This is a genomic window from Kitasatospora sp. NBC_00240, from assembly GCF_026342405.1.
GTDB lineage: Bacteria > Actinomycetota > Actinomycetes > Streptomycetales > Streptomycetaceae > Kitasatospora.
The window spans coordinates 7,690,663-7,710,731 of sequence record NZ_JAPEMU010000001.1 but is presented as its reverse complement, the minus strand read 5'-3'; the positions used below and the strand labels follow the sequence as shown (position 1 = coordinate 7,710,731).

The following is a 20,069-nucleotide window of genomic DNA, read 5'->3' as shown; positions in this document are numbered from 1 at the left end:
ACTGGGACCCCGGCCCCCTCAGAACCGTGCAAGCAGCTTTCACCGCACACGGCTCAAGCAAGCCCCGTGGGCTCGCGGGCAGGCGAAGGTGCGGGACGTGTCGGCTCGGCGGCTCCGTTCCGCCGTTGACACTGGGTGTGGAGGAGACGGATTCGTTGATCGCCCGGCGTGCTCCCGCCCAGGAACGCGACGTACTGCTTGGAGATCGCCTTCCTGATGACGGCCCGCCACGTCTCCCACTCCTGGGGGCTTCGCGGCGGGTGGTCGGCGTGCAGCAGGAGCCCTCCGCAGGCTGGGCAGCGACCGTGCTGGGCCTGAAGCAGGCGCATGGTCATACCGTCCACCGGCAGAGGTGGTCCCTTGCGGCGCCGCTCGGCCCAGTACGGCTCCAGGGCAGGGTCATCCGGAGACGCCCTGCCCTTGACCAACTGGTGCCGGACGATCTTCGTCCAGGAGAACTTGAGTAGGTAGGCGCCGCTGTCGCGGTCGCCGAACACCCACCGGTCCTTCCTGGACTTGTTGAACCGGCCGAAGTACTTGCTGGAGACCCAGTGCTTCGGCTTGTTCGGGTGGCTGTGCTTGGCCCACTTGTAGGCGAGCGTCCACATGTAGTTGTCCAGCGCCGTGAAGACCTCGCTGGACACCACCGTCCGGTAGTAGGCCGACCAGCCCCGCACGATGGGGTTGATCTTCTTGAGCACGGCCGCAGCGTTGGCCCCTCGCAGGGCCAACATCTCGGCGTGCAGCTGTTCCCGGATCCGTCGTTGCGCCGCTGTGCTCGGCTTGATCAGCAGTTTGCCGTGATACCGGCGGACGTTGAACCCCAGGAAGTCGAACCCGCTCTCCGCGTGGACGATGCGTGTCTTGTCCTCGTGGAAGGCGAGTCCTCTGGGCGTCAGCCATGCGGCCAGCCGTTCCTTGACCAGTTCGGCCTGCTCACGGCTGGTGCATATCGCGACAAAGTCGTCTGCGTACCGCACCAGCACGGGGCTTCCGCTCTGCGCACTGCCGGCGTCTCGGCCGGCGGTGAAGTAGCGGACCCCTGCGGCTTCCTCCATCCCGTGCAGGGCCACGTTGAAGAGCAACGGGCTGATCACCCCGCCCTGCGGAGTTCCCTCCTCGGTCGGGGCGAACCGACCTTTGTCCACGACCCCGGCCTTCAGCCACTGCCGGACCAGTCCCCGGGCGGGGAAGGTGCCGAGCGCGGCCATCAGCCGGGCGTGGTCGATACGGTCGAACGCCGCCGTCAGGTCCGCGTCGAGCACCCACACACGCTGCGGGTTCTTCCCGTTGAGCGTGGAGTAGATGGCCCCGATCGCGTCGTGACAGCCGCGGCCGGGCCGGAAGCCGTACGACTTCGGCTCGAACCGCGCTTCCCACTCGGGTTCCAGTGCGCCCAGTGCCACAGCTTGAAGGCACCGGTCGACGATCACGGGAATCCCGAGGCCGCGCTTCTTCGTGGTCCCTGGTTTCGGGATGAACACCCGCTTGACGGGCTGGGGAGTCCAGGGTCGGGCCCGGTGCTGGACCCAGTGGGCCAGCGCGGCCTTCGACTGGGGAAGCAGTACCACCTTCCCGTCGACTCCCGCCGTCGCGCGTCCTGCGTTGATCTCCGTGACCCGCCGCACACTCAAGAGCGTGTTCGAACGGGACCGGAGCATCAGCTTCTGCAAGTTGCGGACCTTCTTCAGGTCCCCTGCCTGCGATGCCGTGAAGATTCTCTGCCGCAGACGCCGTACGTCCTCCTCGGCGCGGCGCCAGTTGACCGACGCCCAGTCCAGGCCTTCGCCCTCAGGTCCGTTCACCGTCGCGGCAGCAGCCGGGACGGTCTGGACCGCTCCGTCCGCATCCGTGTTGGTGTCCAACTTGTCCCTCGGTTCCGTCGTCTTCGTCCAGTGAGTCCGCACAGGCTCACCCGGCCCACGTCAGCACCCTTTCGGGTCCAGGCAGCAGCCTGTATCCGGACGGTTATGCGAGGCGATCGACGGAGAGGCCGATCATGCTGCCCCGGGTTCCCGTTTCCTTTCGGCTTCCGGCATTGGCTTCTTGGGCCATCCTGTTCCCGCTGGGGAGTTGAGCCTTCCTCACGGTCGGCCGACCGAGCCACGCAGGCTCGGACCCCAACGGGGTTTCCACGTTCCACACGAGTGAGATACGACCGGGGTGGGTGCTCTCTTTACCCCGAGGCGGCGGTGTCCACCTGGCCGGAGTGACCTCTACCGGCCAGCGCCTGCCGCTTCTCAGCGGCCAGCCATGCACCCCGCTGGTGCTTTCCATCGGCGGGGCTTGGGATCACGAGGCATCAACGAGAGTTCACTTGCGTTCACCCGTCCGGTCTTCCCCTTGCCGGTAACTTCCGGATGGAACGGAAGTCCTTGGGCTTTCCCCTGAGCTTCGCACCACGCCGTTACCGGCATCGCACGTCAAGGGTGGGGACGGGTCATACGGACACGGACCCGTGACTGCAATTACGGCCTCATCAGCCGCCCCTCCAATCGGTCAGTCCACTCAAACTCGTGCAGCTTCGTGTCGCACGGTCGCCCTCCCAGTGGCCGGGAACGGCACGGTCCTCGGCCTCGGCCGGCCGCTCACTGATCATGACCATGGGGTCCACGAAGCGGGGCCTGCGCTGCTGGGCCTGGCGGCGGGGCTTTCGCGTCGCCCTGCCGGTTCGCAGCACGCGGGTCAGCTCACGGCGGAGTTCGCCGCGGCCTTGGACGTAGAGGGCCTGGTAGACCGTCTCGTGAACCACATGCATCTCCGGCCGCTCGGGGAAGTGCCTGCGCAGAGCCTGGCAGATCTGCTCAGGGCTCCACCGCTTGTCCAGACGGTCCTGGATGAATGCTCGCAGCTCGTGATTCTGGTCGAGCTTGGTCAGCTTCGGCCGAGGGCGGCGGGAGTCCGCGCGCGCCTGCGCGGCGTGCGGCCGGTACTGGCAGTTTTCCGGGTGGCGATTGCGGCGGATCTCCCGGCTGACCGTCGAGGGACTGCGGCCGAGTTCAGCAGCGATCGCCCTCACGGAAGCCTTCTCCCGCAGCCGGTCGGCGATGTAGATCCGTTCGGCCTCAGCCAGGAACCGGGAGGATGCGGAAGGTGGCACCGCCGGGCGAGCCGGGGGTGCCACCTTGTTGCGGCCGGACGGGTTGCGGCCGTTGCGCCAGCGCCTGCCGGTCTTCGGGTTGACTCCGACGATCCGGCAGGCCTCGTTGTTGCTCGCACCCCGCTTCATGAGCTGGAAGTATGCAGCCCGCTCGGCGGCCAGCTTCCGCCGCCCCTGAGGGCTTCGGATCTCACGGATCTCGAAGGTCATCGCATCCCCTGAACTGGGGTGTTGCGACGACCGCTAGAACCTAAGGGGCCCGCCAGGGAAGGGCCTTCCAGGGGCACCGGCTCCCCCGCCCCGCGGCCCGGGGAGCCGGGGCGGGGCGGGAGCGGTCGGCGGAGGTCAGGCCGAGGGCGCCTCCGCCGGGCGCTTGAACATCCGGGTGGCGGTGATCTCGCCGTGGATGGCCGGGCCGTCCGGGTCCTGCGGGGCGGGCAGGCCGGGGCGCAGGTGCTCCTCGACCGAGATGTACTTCAGGCCGGCCCGCAGATCGGCGTCGTTGCGCAGCCGGATCACCAGCGGGAACTCGGCCAGCGCGGTGGTGTCGAACAGGCCGGTGGTGTAGATCAGCTGGACGCCGAGCGCGTCCGCCACCGCCCGTTGGAGCTCCAGCAGGTACGTCGCGTTGGCCCGGCCGATCGGATTGTCCAGGAAGAGCGTCCCGGCGTGCCGCAGCTGGGACTGGCCGCGGTCGTTGGCGCGCAGCGCGGCCATCGTGCAGTAGAGCGCGATGGCCGCGGTGAGCAGCTGGCCGCCTGAGAAGACGTCGGACATCTGGCCGACGCTGACCCGCTCGGCGCGCAGCACGGCGTCCGGCTTGAGGATCTCCACGCTGACGCCCTTGGGGCCGATCGCGGCGGCCACGCCGCGCAGCAGCAGGGACATGCCGTCCCGGCGCAGGTCGCTGTTCTTGCGGACGGCGGCGCTGGTGGCCTCGTCGATGACCTCGCCGAGGCGCTCGGCCAGGACGCTCTGGTCCGGGTCCTCGAAGCGGATCCGGAGGAACTCCTGGCCGGACCACTCCCCCAGGCCCTCGGGCAGCCGGGAGAGCCGCTGGGCGGCGCGCAGGGTGGCGAGGGCGCTCTCGACCAGGCCGCGCAGGCGGTCGACGATGCTGCCCCGGTTGCGCTCCAGCTGCTCCAGCTCGTCGGTGAGGACCCGCAGCCGGGGCGCGAAGGCGGTGGCCCAGGCGGCGGCGTGGTCGGGCAGGGCGGCGGCGGGCAGCTCGCGGATCTGCTGCCGGGCGGGGGTGCGGACGGCCTCGTAGCGGGCCGCGTTGGCGTGCCGGATCAGGCCGTCCGAGGCGTCGCGGACGGCGAGTTCGGCGGCGGACAGCTCGGTGGCGGCGGTGCGCAGCGTACGGCGGGTCTCGGCGGCGGCGACGCGGGCCTCGGCGAGGCTGCCGAGGTACGGCTCGGCGTGCTGCTCGGGCTCGTCGGGGTGCTCGCGCAGGCCGTCCCGGAGCTGGCCGGCGGCCTCCTCGAAGTCGGCGGCGGCGCTCTGCGAGGCCTGGTGGGTGCGCTGCAGGTCGGCGTGCTCGGTGCGGGCGCTGTCCAGTCGCTCGCGGCGCTCGGCGAGGCGGGTGGTGGCGGTGCGCAGCAGGGTCTGGGCGTGCTCGGGGTCGGTCGGGACGAGGTCCTCGGGCAGTTCGGTGTGGGCCTCGCCGGTGGCGGGGGCGGAGCGTTCGGCCTCGCCGCGCAGGCGGCCGAGCTGCTCGCTGGCGGTGGCGGAGCGGGCCTCGATGGTGGCGACCAGCTCCTCGGCGCGGGCGGCGGCCGCCTGCCGGGCCGGGCCGTCGGCGCCGTCGGGGCTGGCGAGCAGCTCCTCGGCGCGGGTGCGGACCTTGTTGGTGAGGCGGTCGAGTTCCTTGGCGGAGGCGGCTTCGTCGCTCTCGGCGCGGGCCTGTTCGGCGCGCAGGTCGGCGCCGACGCCGACCTTCTCGTACAGCTGGGAGGCGGCGCGGTAGGCCTCGCGCAGGGCGGGCAGCGAGGCGGGGGCGCGGTCGGCGGGCTCGGCGGCCGCGTCGGCGGCGTCGGAGGTGGAGAGCTCGGCGCGCTCGGCCCGCAGGGTGCGGGTGGTGCGGCGGGCGTCGTCGGCGGCGCGCTGGGCGGCACGGCGGTCCTCGTCGCAGGTCCGGGCGCGCTCGGCGCAGACGGCTTGGCGGCGGTCGCACTCGGTGGCGTCCTCGGCGAGTTCGCGCAGGCTGTGGGTCCAGTTGGCGCGTTCGCGCAGCCGGAAGGCGAGGCCGGCCAGCGCGTCGGCGCGGCGGCGGGTCTGCTGGGCGGCCTCGCGGTGCTCCTCGTGGGTGGCGGCGGCGGCCTCGTGGTCGCTCTCGGCCTCGGCGTGCTCGGCGCGAAGGGTGGCGAGTTCGGCCGCGGCGGCCTCGGCCTTGACGGCGGACTCCTCGGCGGCGGCGGCGAGTTCGGCGAGGGTGCCGGGCGGGCACTGGGCGTGCCAGGAGGCGAGGCGGGCGGCCAGCGCGCGGTCGCCGCCGAGGCGGGCGGCGAGTTCGCGGATGTGCTCCTCGCGGGCGGTGGCGCGGGCGCGCAGTTCGCGGCGCTCGCCGTCGGCCGCGCTCTCGTCGTGCATGGCGGGGTTCGGCGGCACCAGGAAGAAGGCCGGCTCGCCGGTGATCGGGGCGATCAGCGCGGCGGCGGTGCCGACGGCGACGGTGGAGCGCGGCAGCAGGGCGGCGGCCTGCAGGGCCTCGCGGGCGCGGTCGAGGGCGCCGGGGTCGGTGACGACGACACCGTCGACGAGTTCGGGGCGGGCGGCGAGGATGTCGTCGTGGTCGGCCGGGTCGACGGACTGGGCCAGGTAGCGCCAGCCGGGCAGGGCGGGGACGCCGTGCTCGGCCAGGAACTCCACGGTGGCGAGGACGTCCGGGCCGGGCGGCAGCAGGCCGCCGTCGCCGAGGGCGGCAAGGATCCGGGAGTCGTCCGCGGCGGCGGTGCGCAGGTCGAAGAGGGTGCGTTCGGCCGTGGCGACGGACTGGTCGAGCAGTTCGCGCAGGGCCTCGGCGGAGCGGTCCAGGGCGGCGGGGGTGAGGACGCCGTCGGCCTCCTCGGCCCCCTCCCGGTAGGGGTGCAGGGAGAGCAGTTCGGCGAGCCGGGGCTCGGCGGCGAGCAGGGCGGCGGTCCGGCGCTCGGTGGCCAGCGCGGCGGTGGCGGCCTTGCGGGCGTCGCCGGCGCGGGAGGCGGCGAGGTCCGCGCGGGCCTCGGCGGCGGCGGTCTCGCGGACCAGGGCGGCGGCCTGCTCGGCGGCCGTCCTGGCCTTCTCCAGGGCCGCGGTGGCGGTCTTCTCGGCGTCGGCGGCGTTCAGGGCGGCGCGGGCCGGGTCGGCCTCGCCGTTGGCCATGGTGTCGGCGTCCGCGTCGATCCAGCCGGAGGCGACGGCGGCCTGGGTCTCCTGCTCGACCTCGGCGAGCCGCTGGCGCAGGTGGTCGGCCTCGCTGCGGGCCTTCTGGGCGGCGGTGGCGGCGGCGGTCGCGTCGGCCTGGGCCTTGGCCCCGTCGTCCTGGAGCTCGCCGGCCCGCAGCTCCTCCTGGTCGGCGCGCTCCTCGGCGGCGAGGGCGGCGCTCTCCAGGGCGCGGGCGAGGGCGCCGGCCGCGCGGGCCCGGGCGGCGAGGGCGGGGGCGGCGTCGAGTTCGGCCTCGCGGATGGCGGCGGCGACCCGGGCCGCGCGGTCGGCGGCGGCGCGGTGGCGCAGCACCGCCTCGGCGGCCTGCCAGGCGGAGTGCAGGGTGCGGGCCTCGATGAGTTCGCGGCGCAGGGCGGCGGCCTCGGTGGTGGCGGCGGCGAGGCCGAGGGTGGCGTGCCGGTGGGTCAGTTCGGCGGTGATCAGGGAGTGCCGGGTGCGGTCGCTCTCGGCGGCGGTGACGGCGCTCGCGGCGGCGGCGACCTCGACGGCGAGGTCGTGGGCGCGGTCGCGTTCGGCGGCGCCGCGGGAGGTGAGGGCGTGGGCGAGGCGGCGGGTGCGGCGCTCGGCGCCGCGGTGGGTCTCGCGGACGGATTCGCGGGCGGCGGTGGCGTCCACGATGCGCTGGAGCAGGTCGAGGGAGCCGGCCGTGAAGTCGCGTTCGGCGGTGAGTTCGGAGCGGCGGCCGAGCTTGGCGGCGAAGCCGTGCACCAGGTCGGCGAGGCCGTCGGTGTCGCGGGTGTCGGTGACGGCGCGCAGCAGCAGGTCGGTGAAGTCGGAGTCGTGCTTGACCGCGAAGAGGCCGGCGGCCTCGCCCTCGTCGGCGTTCATCTCGCGCTGGTAGCGGAAGAGCTCGGGGTCGAGGCCGAGGTCGCCGAGGTGTTCGGTCCAGCGGTCGTGGCCGTCCTCGAAGGTGAGGTCGAGGTAGGGGTGGGTCTTGCCGGCCTCGGTGAGGGCGTCGCGGAAGCCCTTCATGGTGCGGCGGCGGCCGCGGGCGCGCTGGTCGCCGGCGAGGCTGATGCGTTCGGCGACGGGGAGCGCGTCGAGGGTGAGGCCGGGGCCGGGGCGGAAGGAGTACCAGGTCTCGGCGAACTTGCGCGGGTCGGAGGAGACCTGGCGGCCGCGCCATTCGCTGACCTTGCCGACCACGATCAGCTCGCCGGTGACGGTGTGCTGCCACTCCAGGGCGACGTGCCCGCAGTCGTCGGCGAGCAGGAACTTGCGCAGGACGCCGGAGCTGGCGCCGCCGAGGGTGTTGCGGTGGCCGGGGAGCATCACCGAGAAGATCAGCTTGAGCAGGACGGACTTGCCGCCGCCGTTCTCCAGGAAGAGCACACCGGCGGGCGCGGGGCGGCGCTGCGGGCCCTCGGGCTCCTCGCCGAAGAGGCCGGGCTGCTGGGGGGCGGGGTCGGCGACCGGCTCGCCGACGCCGCGCAGGTCGAGCACCGTGTCGGCGTAGCGGGCGCCGGCCGGTCCGATGGAGTACAGGCGGACCCGGTTGAGCTCGTACATGTGCGGCGGTTCTCCAGTGCGGGCGGTCGGCGAGGTGGCGGGGCGGGTGTCGGGGGCGGGGCGGGTGTCGGGGGCGGGGCGGGTGTCGGGGGCGGGGCGGGTGTCGGGGTCAGAGCGAGTGGAAGGGCAGGCCGGCGTCGGCCACCAGGTCCTCGCTGTGGTCGGCGGGCAGCAGGGTGGCGCTGCCGTCGCTGACCGGGACGACCCCGAGGTCGAGCAGTTCGGCCATCGCGCCGCTGGCCGCGAGGTCCCGTACCTGGAGCTGGTAGCGGGCGGTGGTGCGGTAGGTGCCGCCGGCGTCGTCGGCGGTCTTCTGCAGGAACCCGGAGTCGACCAGGAAGAGCACCGCCTTGCCGACGATGCCGATGGTCGAGCCGGAGAGCCGGCGGGCGTCCTTGGTGGCGCCGGTGGCGGTGCGGCGGGCCCAGACCCGCCAGGCGGCCTCCAGACCGGGGGCGTCGCTCTGCGGGTCGGTGTTGTCGCCGGCGGCGTCGGCCTGTTCTTCCAGCCGGCGGCAGGCCTGCCGGACGAAGGCGTCGACGCCGTTGACGGTGATCCGGCCGAGGTAGCCGTCGTCGGCGAGGTCCTCGGGGCGGGGGAAGGCCATCGCGGCGACGGCCAGGTGCGCCAGGCCGTGCAGGAACCGGTCGGTGGACTCGGAGGCGGCCCGGCGCGAGTAGTCGCCCATCCGGACGGCGAACACCGAGTCCTCGGCGGCGGCGACCGCCATGCCGGCCCGCGCGGACACCTCCAGCACCACCAGGCCCATGCCGGTGGCGACCGCGTCGGCGAGCCGGGCGAACGGCGGGTCCTCCCGGTGGCGGCGGACCAGCTCGGCGTACTCGGCGTCGCGGGCCGGGAGCAGCTTGGCCTGCAGGCCGAAGGAGACCAGCCGGGCGGCGTCCGCGACGTCGGCCGGGGTGAGCGCGGCGGGGGCGGGTTCGGCCTCGGGCACCCAGGGTGCGTCGTGGTGGGTCGTCACGGGCGGTGCTCCTCGAGGTGGTTCGGCGGCCGGCGGTCCGTCATCAGCCGGCGTCCTTGCGGTCGGCGGCCATGCCGGCGGCGTCGAGCAGGGCGGCGCCGACGATCAGGTCGGCGCCGCCGAACTCGACGTCCCGCAGCGGGGTGCCGTCGTCGACGGCGAAGAGCAGGCGCTCCTCGCCCTGCCGGTAGGCGGTGCCGACCGGGGGGCTGGCCGCGTGCACGGCGAGCAGGGCGACCAGGTACGGCAGCTCCGGGTCCTGCCTGCGGGCGTCGGCGAGCAGGCCGGAGAGCCGGCGCGGGGCGTCGCTGGGCAGGTCGAGCAGCTCCAGGGCGGCCTCCAGCTGGGCCTCCGAGAAGCGGCTGTCGTCGGGGGTGGCGACGAGGTCCGGGTCGGGGAGCTCGGCGCCGAGGTGCTCGCGCTCGACCGGCGGGGTGAGCAGCAGGTCGACCAGGTCGGTGACCCGCACCGAGGTCGGGGTGCGCAGGCCGGTGCCGCGGGCGAAGAAGGCGTCGGTGGGGCGGACGGCCTGCTCGACCGGCAGCCGCAGCAGCGGGGCGAGCAGCTGCCCGTACAGGTCGATGCCGGTGCGGACGCCCGGGGAGGCGAAGGCCTGGCGGTCCTGCTCGGCGCGGAACAGCGGGCCGGCCTCCAGCAGGCGGGTCTGCAGCTGGGTGTGGCGGCGGATGCAGTCCTTGACGATGTCGACCAGCTCGGCGGCCCGGCGCTTGTGCTCGGCGCCCTCGGGGGTGTGCGGCTCGCTCTCGTCGCGGACCTTGCGGATGTTGGTGAGGATCGCGTTCTCGTGCCGGTAGCGGTCGGCGATGTGGTCGAGCGCCTCGTCGATCAGGTCGGGGACGGCCTGCATCCAGTCGACGGCGCGGACGTTGCGGCGGGTGGCGTCGAGCGCCCGGCGCAGCGTCTCGGCGTACTGGACGGTGCGGTAGCGGGCCTGCTCGGCGGCGAGCTGGGCGTCGGCGAGCCGGCCGCGGCGGATCAGCACCTCCAGCTTGACCTCGGCGGCGATCTGGGCCGAGGTGACGTCCGTGTCCAGCGCCCCGACCAGGACGTTCACGGCCTCGTCGGTGGTGCGCAGGTAGACGCCGCCGTCCGGGCCCGGCACCTCCTCGATCAGCTTGAAGTCGTAGTCCCGCCGGACGTACTCGCCGTCCGGCCCGAAGGTGCCGTAGACGGCCCGGAAGCCCCGGTCGACGCTGCCGACGTTGATCAGCGACTCCAGCACCCAGCGGGCGACCCGCTCGTGCTCGGCCGCCGGGCGGGGCGGGTTCTGGGCGGCGACCCTGGGCAGCATGCGGCCCAGCACTATGTCGCGGTCGGCGCCGGTGTCGAAGTCCATGTGGAGGGTGACCAGGTCGATGGCGGCGAGGCCGACCTCCGCCATCGCGTAGCCGCCGTACTCGCCGGCCAGGTTCACCTTGCGGTTGTCGAGGTCGTGCAACGGCGCGGTGCAGGCCAGCGCCTTGAGCCGGCGGGCGAGGCCCTCGTCGGCGGCGGGGCCGGGCGCGGGCCGGGCGGCACCGGCGGGCGGCCGGTGCCCGTAGTCGGTGGGCTGGTCTGCGATGGCGGTCACGGTGGACAAGATTAGAGGTTCGCACCGACAACGACCGAAACGGGACTTCCGGGAGGAGTCGGACGGCCGGCGAGGCGGTGGTCGGGGCGGCGGTCGGACGGCCGGCGAGAGGCGGTCGCACGGCGGGCGGGAGGACGGTCGGGAGTCGCTGCTCACCGCCCGGCGCCTGGCCCGCGAGGAGGGGCCGCTGGCCGGTCCGTCCTCGGGCACGGCGGTGGCCGCAGCCCTGCGGGTGGCCCGCCGGCTCGGCCCGGAGGACCTGGTGGTGGTGCTCCTCCCGGACTCCGGGCGCTCGTAGCTGTCCAAGGTGTTCAGCGACGACCGGCTGCGCGACCGGGGCTTCCCGGAGGAGCCTCAGGACGGCGGGCCGACCGTCCGCTCCGTCCTCGGTGCCGCGCCGGACCCGTCCGGCCGCCGGCTGGTCACCGTCCCCTGCGACGCCTCGCTCACCGAGGCGCCGGACCTGCTGCGCGGCCCCGGGCGGGGTCGCGCCGGTGGTCACGGCCAGGCCGGCCAGGCCGTACGGGATCAGCGCCACGGAGGTGCTGGGCTCGCTCCCGGCGGCAGCGGTCGAGCGCGCGATCGCCGAGGGCCGGGCGGTCCCGACGGACCGGGCCGGCGACCGGAGCGGCCCGGCCCTGCCGACGGTCGGTGTCGGCCGGTCCGCCCCGGACGCCCTGGCGGCGCCGGGCGCCGCGGACGAGGCCGCGGTGGTGCTGCTCGACGGGCGGGCGGCGCGGCCTGGTCCACCGCTCGGAGCCGGCCGGACCGGGCGCCGCCGGGCCGGCCGGCGGCGCGTCCGCCGGAGCACCGGCCCCGGCCGCGCCGCCCGTCGGCGCCACCTCCGCCGGCGTCGCCTCCGTCAGCAGTACGTCCGGGCCTTCTTGACGGCGGGTTCGGCCTGGTGGGCGTCGAAGGTCACGGAGATCTGCTGCTGCGCCTCCCGCAGGGCGTCGGCGAGCGGCTGGAACTTGCCGTCCGCCAGGGCGGCGGCCCGGGCCAGTTCCTCGGCGCCGGCGAGGCGGGCCGTCGCGATGTCGAAGGCCTGCTCCCCGTCGGCCTTGCTGTCGGGCATCTGCTCCGGCAGCCGGTTCACGGCCGCACAGGCCAACTCCGCGTCGGTGCCCTGGACCTTGCCGGAGGCCGACCCCGACTGGCAGGCCGTCATGGATGTCAGGGCCAGCAGCAGGCAGGCCGCGGCCACGGCTATGGTCGGACGTCTCATCAGTTCTCCCCCGGTCGACGACTTCCGGCCATCCTAGGGAGCTTCGCCCAGCGGGCGCAGGTCCGATCCCGGCCAGCTTGCACGAAGCGGCATCCAGCCACTCCGGCCGTCACCATGATGTCGATATGATCATCAAACTGGCAAAGGCAGGTCTCGCCGCGGCGCTGGCCCTCACCTCCCTCAGTGCCGCCGGAGCCACCACCGCCTCGGCCGCGAGCCCCGTGCAGGGCCCCGACCTGGCGGTCTCGCAGAGCGGCAACTACCCGATCTTCCCCATCGACAACACCAACATGAGCGTCACCTGGAAGTCGGCGGGTACCACGGACGTCACCGGCGCCACCCACCTGACGGTCGAGCTGCCGCCCGGTGTGACCACCGACGGCGCGCTGATGTACTCCGTACCACCGGACTTCACCTTCACCCAGACCGTCTCGGCGGACCGGCGCCGGCTGGAGGCCACCTTCGTCGGCACCCGCCGGCCCGGGCGCAGCGACTTCATGAAGCTGCAGCTGGGCACCCACGGCACCGTCCGCCCGTCCGGGACGATCAGGGTGACGGCCTCCAACCGGGACGACGCCGACCTGTCCGACAACGTCACCAGCTATGCGATCGGCGTCGGCCCGATCGCGTCGGCGACCCCGGCCGCGCCGGCCGTGACCGCGATCGACACCACCACCGGTCCGGCCGCCGGCGGCACCGCCGTGACGGTCACCGGAACGGCTCTCGACAACGGCTTCGTGCTGTTCGGCGACCGTCCCGCCACCGGCGGCTGCACCAGCACCTCGTGCACCGTGACGGCGCCGGCCGGGGCGGGCAGTCTGCCGGTCACCGTGGTCACGCCGGGCGGGCACGCCGACGCGCCCGCCCTCTTCGGCTACCTCGGTACGCCGCCCGTCCCGGCCGCGCCGGTGGTGTCCTCGATCGGCACCGCGACCGGTGGCCCGGTCGCCGGCGGCACCGGCGTCACCGTCCTCGGCACCGCCCTGACCTACGGCTCGGTGGCGTTCGGCGGTGTGCCGGCGACCCATGTCTCGTGCGGCCCGACCGCCTGCACCGCCGTCTCCCCCGCGGGCTCCGGCACGGTGGACGTCACGGTGACGACGCCCGGGGGTACCAGCGCACCGGTCACCGCCGACCGGTTCACGTACACCGCCTGATCCGCCGGCGCCCGGCGGCGCCCTCCCACCCGGTGCCCGGTCGGCCGTCCGCCGACCGGGCACCGGCCTGTCCGGGGCCCGCGAACCACCATGTTGAACACGTTCAATTCTAGGTCTAGAGTCGGCGCTGCACGGGTGCGGAGAGTCGTCGCCCGTCCTTCCGCCTGGGGGTACGAAGATGAGCAGCACGCCGAACGAGACCGAGCACACCGCACTGCGCAAGGTCCGCCGCTGGCTCTGGACCTTCGTGGTCTGCCTGGTGCTCAGCGGCCTGACCGCCTTCCCGCTGGAGAGCGAGACCCGCTGGCTGGCCGACTTCGCCACCGGCCCGGCCGCGCCGATCGGCGAGCACTTCCCCGGACTCCTGGCCAAGCTGCTGCAGGTCCGCGACGGCATCGCCGACACCAACCGCCGCTACCCCTTCCTCGCCTACGGCACCGACTGGCTGGCCTTCGCCCACCTGGTGATCGCGGTGGCCTTCTGGGGGCCGATCCAGGACCCGGTCCGCAACGTCTGGGTGATCAGGTGGGCGGTGATCGCCTGCGGCGCGATCATCCCGCTGGCGCTGATCTGCGGCCCGCTGCGCGGGATCCCGCTGTACTGGCGATTCATCGACATGTCGTTCGGTGTGGTCGGCGTGATCCCGCTGCTCGTCGTGCTGCGCGGGATCCGTTCGATGGAGCAGGCCGCCGGGCGGAACGCCGGGCCCGACAACGGGTCGGGCGCCGGGCCCGACAACGGGTCGGGCGCCGGGCCCGACAGCGGGCCGGGCGTCGCACCGAGCACCGCCGGCGCCACCTCCGCGGCCTGACCGACCCCCCGAAGGCCGTCCCGCTGAGCCAACCGGGGGAACCCCTTGACGGTGCCCGCCCCGGCCGCCTCCAAGCGTCCGGGTCAGGTGCGTCGGGCGTAACGAGCAGGCCCTACCATCGCCCTGAAGAGCTGACAGGAGGCGGAACGGGCGTGGCCGATACGGTGATCGATCTCAATGCGGACCTCGGAGAGGGCTTCGGTCGCTGGACACTGACCGACGACGAGGCCCTGCTGTCGGTGGTGACCAGCGCCAACGTCGCCTGCGGATTCCACGCCGGTGACCCGTCGACGATGCGCCGGGTCTGCGCCCTGGCCGCCGAGCGCGGCGTCCGCATCGGCGCCCAGGTCTCCTACCGCGACCTGGCCGGCTTCGGCCGCCGGGCGATGGACGTCCCGCCGGAGGAGCTGGCGGACGAGATCGCCTACCAGATCGGCGCCTTGCAGGTGTTCGCCCGGGCGGCCGGCTCACGGGTCTCGTACGTCAAACCGCACGGCGCCCTGTACAACCGGGTGGTCGCCGACTCGGAGCAGGCCGAGGCCGTGGTGGCGGGCATCCTGCGGGCCGGGGCGATCTGCGACGGCCCGCTGCCGGTGCTCGGCCTGCCCGGGTCCCGGCTGCTCGCCGTCGCGGAGGGCGTCGGACTGCCGGTCGTCGCCGAGGCCTTCGCCGACCGCGCCTACACCTGGGCGGGCACGCTCGTCCCCCGCCGGGACCCGGACGCCGTGGTGCACGACCCGGAGGCCGTGATCGCCCGCGCGGTCGGGATGGCCCGCGACGGCCTGGTCACCGCCATCGGCGGCGAGCCGGTCGCGATCGAGGCCCGCTCGCTGTGCGTGCACGGCGACACCCCCGGCGCCGCCCAACTCGCCTGGCGGGTGCGGGGAGCACTGGCGTCGGCCGGCATCCGGGTGGAGGCGTTCAGCTGAGCGCCGGCCGGAACGACCCGGACCGCCCCGGACCGACCGTCCGCCGCGCCGGCCCGCGGGCGCTGCTCGCCGAGGTGGCCGACACGGCGGAGGCCGGCGCCCTGTACGCCTGGCTGTCCGCGCTGCGCGCCGCCGGGGAGCTGCCCGCGGTGACCGAGATCGTGCCGGCCGCCCGGACCGTCCTGCTGGACGGCGCCGAGGACGTCCCGGCACTGACCGCCCTGCTGACGACCTGGCAGCCGGCGGCCGGGGCCGGCCCGGAAGGCACACTGGTGGAAGTCCCGACCGTCTACGACGGCGCGGACCTGGCCGAGGTCGCGGCGCACTGGGGCGTCTCCCCGGAGGCCGCCGTCCGGATCCACACCGAGCCGCGGTACCGGGTGGCCTTCTGCGGTTTCGCGCCCGGCTTCGGCTACCTGACCGGCCTGCCCGAGCGGTACGAGGTGCCCCGGCGGGCCACGCCGCGCACCTCGGTGCCGGCCGGGTCGGTGGCGCTGGCAGGCCTGTGGACCGGGGTGTACCCGCGGTCGTCCCCCGGCGGCTGGCAGCTGCTCGGCCGGACCGACCTGACGCTCTGGGACACCGCGCGGGAGCCGGCCGCCCTGCTGGCACCGGGTGTCCGGGTGCGGTTCACCGCGGTACGGCCCGGATGAGCGCGCTGGAGGTGGTCCGCCCCGGGCCGCTGACGACCGTTCAGGACCTCGGCCGGCGCGGCGTCGCCCACCTCGGCGTACCGCGGGCCGGCGCCCTGGACGAACCGGCCCTGCGCGCGGCCAACCGGCTGACCGGCAACGACCCGGGCGCCGCGGCCCTGGAAACGACCGTCGGCGGGGTCGCCCTGCGGGCGCTCGGGCCCGTCCTGCTGGCGGTCACCGGCGCACCCGCGCCGGTGCGGGTGGACGGGCGGCCCGTCGCCTGGGGCGCCGCCGTCGCCGTCGCCGCCGGCGCGCTGGTCGAGGTCGGGGCGGCCACCCACGGGGTCCGCAGCTATCTGGCCGTCGCGGGCGGGATCGCCGTACCGCCGGTGCTCGGCAGCCGCTCGGCCGATCTGCTGTCCGGCCTCGGCCCGCCGCCGCTGGCCGCCGGCACCGTCCTGCCGGTCGGCCCGCCGCCGGCCCCGCGGCCGCGCCCCGAGCTGGTGCCGCTGCCCGCTCCCCCGACCGGGCTGGTGCTGCGCCTGCACCTCGGCCCCCGGGCCGACTGGTTCGAGCCGCGGGCGGTGGCCCGGCTGGCCCGCGACCGGTACCGGGTCGCCGCCGCCAGCAACCGGATCGCGCTGCGCACCGACGGCCCGCCGGTCGACCGCGCGCGGGGCGGTGAACTCCCCAGCGAGGGGATGGTGCTGGGCGCCGTCCAAGTCCCGCCGGACGGCCGGCCGGTGATCTTCCTGGCCGACCACCCCACCACCGGCGGCTACCCCGTGGTCGGCGTGGTGCCGCCCGCCGACCTGGCCGCCGCCGCCCAGGCCCGGCCGGGCACGCCGCTGCGCTTCGTGCTGCTGCGCGACTGAACCCTGCTCTCGGGGTGGCCTGTTCACGGGACAGCCCGTTCGCGAGGCGGCCCGTTCGTCAGTGGACGAGCGGCCCGGCGCCCGCGTGCACGAAGCCCTCGGGGTTGTCGATCATGATGGTGTGCCCGCAGCCCGGCAGACCCGTTCCGGCGCGGCCTGCTCCTGGTCGCGCGCGCCACCACGCAGGCCGAACTCGCCCGGGTGGAATCGACCCTCGCCGAACTGGACGACCGGACCGCTGACCGGCGGCCCGGCAGCTGAGGCCGGGGCCGGACGCCCGGCGGTTGAGGGCCAGGACCGGCGGCCCGGCAGCTGAGGCCGGGGCCGGACGCCCGTCCGCCGCCGGCCGTCCGCACCCCGCCGACCGCGGCGGTCGGGCCCGCCACCGAACACGCCGCACCCGGCGGGCGCCCGGAGCACTCAGGCCCCGGCGGCCCCCAGGCCGTCCAGGAGCTTGCGCAGGATGGCGTCGAGGGCGGCCTGCTCGGCGCCGGTGAGCGGGGCGAGCAGCCGCGCCTCGTTGGCGGCGTGGTCGGTCATGGCCGCGTCGACGGCGGCCCGGCCGTCATCGGTGAGGGCGATGTGGAAGCTGCGGCGGTCCCCCGGGTCGAGCCGGCGCGCCACCAGGCCCGCCGATTCCAGCCGGTCGAGGCGGCTGGTCATACCCGCCCGCGACAGCATCAGCGCCGCCGCCAGTACGGACGGGGTCAGCACGTACGGCGCCCCGGAGCGGCGCAGCGCGGCCAGCACGTCGAACTCCCCGCGCTGCAGCCCGTGCTGCTTGAACACGTCGTCGACGGCGCGCCCCGCGAGCAGGGCGAGGCGTCCGATCCGGCCGGCGGTGCCGACCGCCGACAGGTCCAGATCGGGCCGCTCGGTCCGCCACTGCTCCACGATCACGTCCACCTCGTCCATGGCGGCATGCTATTCGACGGGCGACAGTTCTGGCATCTGATAGTTAGACGCAGTACTATCAGCCACAGAACGATCCACCGAGTGACACCGGAGAGACGGGGAACCACCATGTCACTGATCGGGCACAAGGCCGTACTGGTGCGGAGCGAGGAGGCGGAAACCCTCGACCTGGGCGGGACGACCGCGAGACTGCTGGCCGATGCCGGCGCCACCGGAGGCGCCCTGAGCACCCTGCGGGTCACCCTCGCGCGCGGGGCCGACGGAGCCTCCCCGCACTACCACGGCGGGTCCTCCGAACTCTTCTACGTCACGGAGGGCGAGCTGCAGGTCCTGGCCGGGGAGGACGTCGTCACCGCCCGGGCCGGCGACCTGCTCGTGGTGCCGCCCGACCTGCCGCACGCCTTCGCCGCCCCGCCCTCCTCGGGGGCGGACCTGCTGATCGTGATCACGCCGGGCGTCGAGCGGTTCGAGTACTTCCGCATCCTCGACCGCCTGCGCCGGGGCGAGGCCACCCTGGAGCAGCTGCTGGCGACCCAGGACCGCTTCGACAACCACTTCCTGGACTCCCCGGCCTGGCGCGCGGCCCGCGAGGCGGGCGGGGCCTGATGGCCTGAACGTCCTGCCCCGCGGCCCGGTGGTGAACCGGGTCGGGGCAGGACCTTCGGGACGCGCCACCGGGAGGTCAGTGCTGATGGTGAGCGTGCACCACGGCGTGGCCACGGCCGCGCGCGATCATCCAGCGGTTCACCGGGACGGTCAGCACGAAGGCGAGCGCCAGCGAACCGGCCAGGGCGGCCCAGAACAGCGCGTTGCCGAGCCCGGCGTCCATCGCCCCGGGAACGGTCACCATCACGGTGTTGTCGATCAGCTCCATCACCAGGATGGACACGGTGTCGGCGGCCAGGGCGACCTTGACGGCCTGGCGTACCGGCAGGCCGGCCTTCAGGACACCGCGCATGGTGAGCGCGTAGCCGAAGACGAAGGCCAGGGCGACGGACAGGACCACGGTGGCGCCGTTGTGCAGGCCGAAGGCCGTACCCAGGATCATGCCGAGCACCTCGCCGATCGCACATCCGGTGAGGCAGTGCAGGGTGGCCTGGACCGCCGTCCGCCAGCTGCCGTCCCCCGCGGCGGCGTGGCCGCCGTGGCCGGGATGACCACCGTGACCGCCGTGACCGACATGGTCACTGTGGTCGGCATGGTCTCCGTGGCCGACATGCGGGGCGTCGACGACGTGCCGGTCGTGGCCGGCGCGCGGGTCCTGGCCGTCACGAGTGCCTTCGGCGCCGTGGGTCCCGGATGCGTGGGTCCCGGATGCGTGGTGCGCGGGTTCTGCCATGTCGTCCTCCGCCGATGCCGATGCCGATATCGATGGGTCGCCCGTTCCGCGGCCCGTCGATGTCAACACAATACCCCTGGGGGGTATTCCCGACGCAGTTCCCTCCCCGCTGCCGGCGCGCACCGCCCCGGGGGGACCACCCCGGGGCGGAGGCCTTCCACCGGACCGTTCGGGCCGGAAGGGATTCAGACCGGACGGTCCAGGGCCACCAGGAATTCCTCGGGCCGCTCCAGGCTCAGCCGCAGCTCGCGCAACCGGACCGGGACCAGCGCGGCGGTGACGCGGCAGCGCGGCTCCACCCGCAGCACCACCAGGCCGCGTGCGGAGCCGTTCACCAGCCACCGGCCGCCGAAACCGTGCACGCCCCAGCCGGAGACCGGGCCCGAATCCGCCCGGGCCGCCGCGATCGAGGACAGCGGTATCCCGGCCCGGAAGGCCCACCCCATCCTGACCTTGAGCACCTCCCCGACGATCTCCGCACCCGACCGCGCGGGGCCCATCCCGCAGCAGACGGCGATCGGCCTGAACCAGTTCTCGTAGGACAGCGCAAAGGTTGACATCCCGTCAGCATCGCACGCGGCCCCGGCCCCTCCCGGTACGTCCGAAAGGGATCCATACGCGTTCCTGACACTCCTCCGAGGCCTTCCGGCCACCCCCTCCGCCGTGCTCGGATGGGGCGATGAGCGAAGAACGACGCACGGGCTATCAGGGGACCGGCCCCGGGGCGATCACCCCGGACGGCTGCGCGGTGGCGGTCTGGGAGCGGCTCCCCGTGGGGGACGAACCGGAGGTGATCGCCCGGGCCTCGCCGGCCGGCGCGAGCATCCTGGAGCTGGGTTGCGGGGCGGGCCGGGTGACCCACCCGCTGGTCGGCCTCGGCTTCAGGGTCACGGCGGTGGACGAGTCCGCCGAGATGCTGGCGCGGATCCGCGGCGCCCGGACGGTCCGCAGCCCGATCGAACAGCTGGACCTCGGCGAGCGCTTCGACGTGGTGCTGCTCGGCTCCTTCCTGGTGCACGCCGGCGATCCGGAGGTGCGCCGGGGCCTGCTGCGCTGCTGCCTGCGCCACGTCGCCCCGGGCGGCGCCGTCCTGATCCAGCGCGAAGGCGCGGACTGGCACAGTCGACTGCCGCGTGAGCGCAGGATCGGCGACGGGCTCTCCCGGGTGGTGTCCGCCGAGCCGGCCGGCCCGGGGGTGAACTCCGTCCACGTCGAGTACGTCTTCCCGGACGCGCGGTGGACCCAGACCTTCCTCTCCCGGCCGCTCACGCCCGAGGCCTTCGAGCTGGCGCTCGCCGAGTGCGGACTCCGGGTGGACAGCTACCTGACCGAGGACGGGACCTGGGCCCGGGCACTGCCGCTGGGCTGAGCGTCCGGGCGAAGGGGCCGGCTGCGGCGGGACGGCGAACCAACAGGCCGCACGGGGGCGGGAGAAGGGCGGAGGGGCCCGGGGGCGGAAGATTCCCCGACACCTTCACCGCGTACTATCGGGCCGCGCCGGGCCGCGCGCGGCGCCTGCGCCGGGCGGCAGGTCCGGCCCCGGCATGCGCGGAGGTACGCCACGTACGCGCCGCCTTC

16 protein-coding genes and 1 pseudogene are annotated in these 20,069 nt (G+C 74.6%); 8 read left to right on the top strand and 9 right to left on the bottom strand.

What is annotated here, in order from left to right:
- Nucleotides 1-53 precede the first annotated feature (53 nt).
- From ltrA to OG689_RS33070, 5 genes and pseudogenes are all read right to left on the bottom strand, one after another.
- Nucleotides 54-1,865 carry a group II intron reverse transcriptase/maturase gene (gene ltrA / locus OG689_RS33090; protein ID WP_323189265.1) on the bottom strand — a complete coding sequence of 604 codons (1,812 nt, stop codon included), beginning with the start codon at nt 1,863-1,865 and terminating at the stop codon, nt 54-56.
- 671 nt (nt 1,866-2,536) lie between these two features.
- A pseudogene (locus OG689_RS33085) lies at nt 2,537-3,310 on the bottom strand (IS30 family transposase); the annotation flags it as partial.
- A 135-nt stretch (nt 3,311-3,445) separates the two neighbouring features.
- A complete protein-coding gene (locus OG689_RS33080) occupies nt 3,446-8,032 on the bottom strand; it encodes a hypothetical protein (protein ID WP_266324508.1) in 4,587 nt (1,528 codons plus the stop codon).
- A gap of 109 nt (nt 8,033-8,141) precedes the next feature.
- Nucleotides 8,142-9,014 carry a hypothetical protein gene (locus OG689_RS33075; protein WP_266324507.1) on the bottom strand — a complete coding sequence of 291 codons (873 nt, stop codon included), beginning with the start codon at nt 9,012-9,014 and terminating at the stop codon, nt 8,142-8,144.
- A gap of 43 nt (nt 9,015-9,057) precedes the next feature.
- Nucleotides 9,058-10,596, bottom strand: coding sequence for a hypothetical protein (locus tag OG689_RS33070; RefSeq protein WP_266327620.1), 1,539 nt, complete (start codon nt 10,594-10,596; stop codon nt 9,058-9,060).
- Nucleotides 10,597-10,606: 10 nt separating this feature from the next.
- Here OG689_RS33070 and OG689_RS44905 point away from each other — a divergent pair, with 10 nt between their 5' ends.
- Nucleotides 10,607-10,903 carry a pyridoxal-phosphate dependent enzyme gene (locus tag OG689_RS44905; RefSeq protein ID WP_323189347.1) on the top strand — a complete coding sequence of 99 codons (297 nt, stop codon included), beginning with the start codon at nt 10,607-10,609 and terminating at the stop codon, nt 10,901-10,903.
- 564 nt (nt 10,904-11,467) lie between these two features.
- On the opposite strand, the gene OG689_RS33060 is transcribed toward OG689_RS44905, so the two are convergent.
- Entirely contained in the window at nt 11,468-11,830 is a 363-nt protein-coding gene (locus tag OG689_RS33060; RefSeq protein WP_266324506.1) for a hypothetical protein, read from the bottom strand.
- Between the two features lie 125 nt (nt 11,831-11,955).
- Between OG689_RS33060 and OG689_RS33055 the strand changes: the two genes are divergently transcribed.
- The 5 genes from OG689_RS33055 to OG689_RS33035 all read left to right on the top strand — a co-directional run bounded on the left by OG689_RS33055 (nt 11,956) and on the right by OG689_RS33035 (nt 16,237).
- Nucleotides 11,956-12,987: an IPT/TIG domain-containing protein gene (locus tag OG689_RS33055; protein ID WP_266324505.1), complete on the top strand. Its 1,032-nt coding sequence runs from the start codon at nt 11,956-11,958 to the stop codon at nt 12,985-12,987.
- A gap of 178 nt (nt 12,988-13,165) precedes the next feature.
- Nucleotides 13,166-13,798 (top strand): hypothetical protein, encoded by a 633-nt coding sequence (locus OG689_RS33050; RefSeq protein WP_323189346.1) that lies wholly within the window; start codon nt 13,166-13,168, stop codon nt 13,796-13,798.
- A gap of 152 nt (nt 13,799-13,950) precedes the next feature.
- Nucleotides 13,951-14,727: a 5-oxoprolinase subunit PxpA gene (locus tag OG689_RS33045; RefSeq protein ID WP_266324504.1), complete on the top strand. Its 777-nt coding sequence runs from the start codon at nt 13,951-13,953 to the stop codon at nt 14,725-14,727.
- A complete protein-coding gene (gene pxpB, locus OG689_RS33040; protein WP_266327618.1) occupies nt 14,724-15,380 on the top strand; it encodes a 5-oxoprolinase subunit PxpB in 657 nt (218 codons plus the stop codon). The genes OG689_RS33045 and pxpB overlap by 4 nt, the downstream gene beginning before the upstream one ends.
- Complete coding sequence (locus OG689_RS33035) at nt 15,377-16,237, top strand: biotin-dependent carboxyltransferase family protein (protein WP_266324503.1); 861 nt, start codon at nt 15,377-15,379, stop codon at nt 16,235-16,237. Before pxpB ends, OG689_RS33035 begins: the two co-directional genes overlap by 4 nt.
- 420 nt (nt 16,238-16,657) lie before the next feature.
- Here the strand turns inward: OG689_RS33035 and OG689_RS33030 are convergent, their stop codons facing one another.
- Nucleotides 16,658-17,152 carry a MarR family transcriptional regulator gene (locus tag OG689_RS33030; RefSeq protein ID WP_266324502.1) on the bottom strand — a complete coding sequence of 165 codons (495 nt, stop codon included), beginning with the start codon at nt 17,150-17,152 and terminating at the stop codon, nt 16,658-16,660.
- 108 nt (nt 17,153-17,260) lie between these two features.
- On the opposite strand from OG689_RS33030, the gene OG689_RS33025 reads away from it, so the two are divergent.
- A complete protein-coding gene (locus OG689_RS33025) occupies nt 17,261-17,758 on the top strand; it encodes a cupin domain-containing protein (RefSeq protein ID WP_266324501.1) in 498 nt (165 codons plus the stop codon).
- Between the two features lie 76 nt (nt 17,759-17,834).
- Here the strand turns inward: OG689_RS33025 and OG689_RS33020 are convergent, their stop codons facing one another.
- Together OG689_RS33020 and OG689_RS33015 are read right to left on the bottom strand one after the other, a co-directional pair.
- The gene (locus tag OG689_RS33020) at nt 17,835-18,491 is read right to left on the bottom strand and encodes a DUF4396 domain-containing protein (RefSeq protein WP_266324500.1); all 657 of its coding nucleotides are present in this window, start codon (nt 18,489-18,491) and stop codon (nt 17,835-17,837) included.
- 185 nt (nt 18,492-18,676) lie between these two features.
- A complete protein-coding gene (locus OG689_RS33015) occupies nt 18,677-19,051 on the bottom strand; it encodes a hypothetical protein (RefSeq protein WP_266324499.1) in 375 nt (124 codons plus the stop codon).
- A gap of 119 nt (nt 19,052-19,170) precedes the next feature.
- Between OG689_RS33015 and OG689_RS33010 the strand changes: the two genes are divergently transcribed.
- Complete coding sequence (locus OG689_RS33010; protein WP_266324498.1) at nt 19,171-19,860, top strand: class I SAM-dependent methyltransferase; 690 nt, start codon at nt 19,171-19,173, stop codon at nt 19,858-19,860.
- The last annotated feature ends 209 nt before the right edge of the window (nt 19,861-20,069 follow it).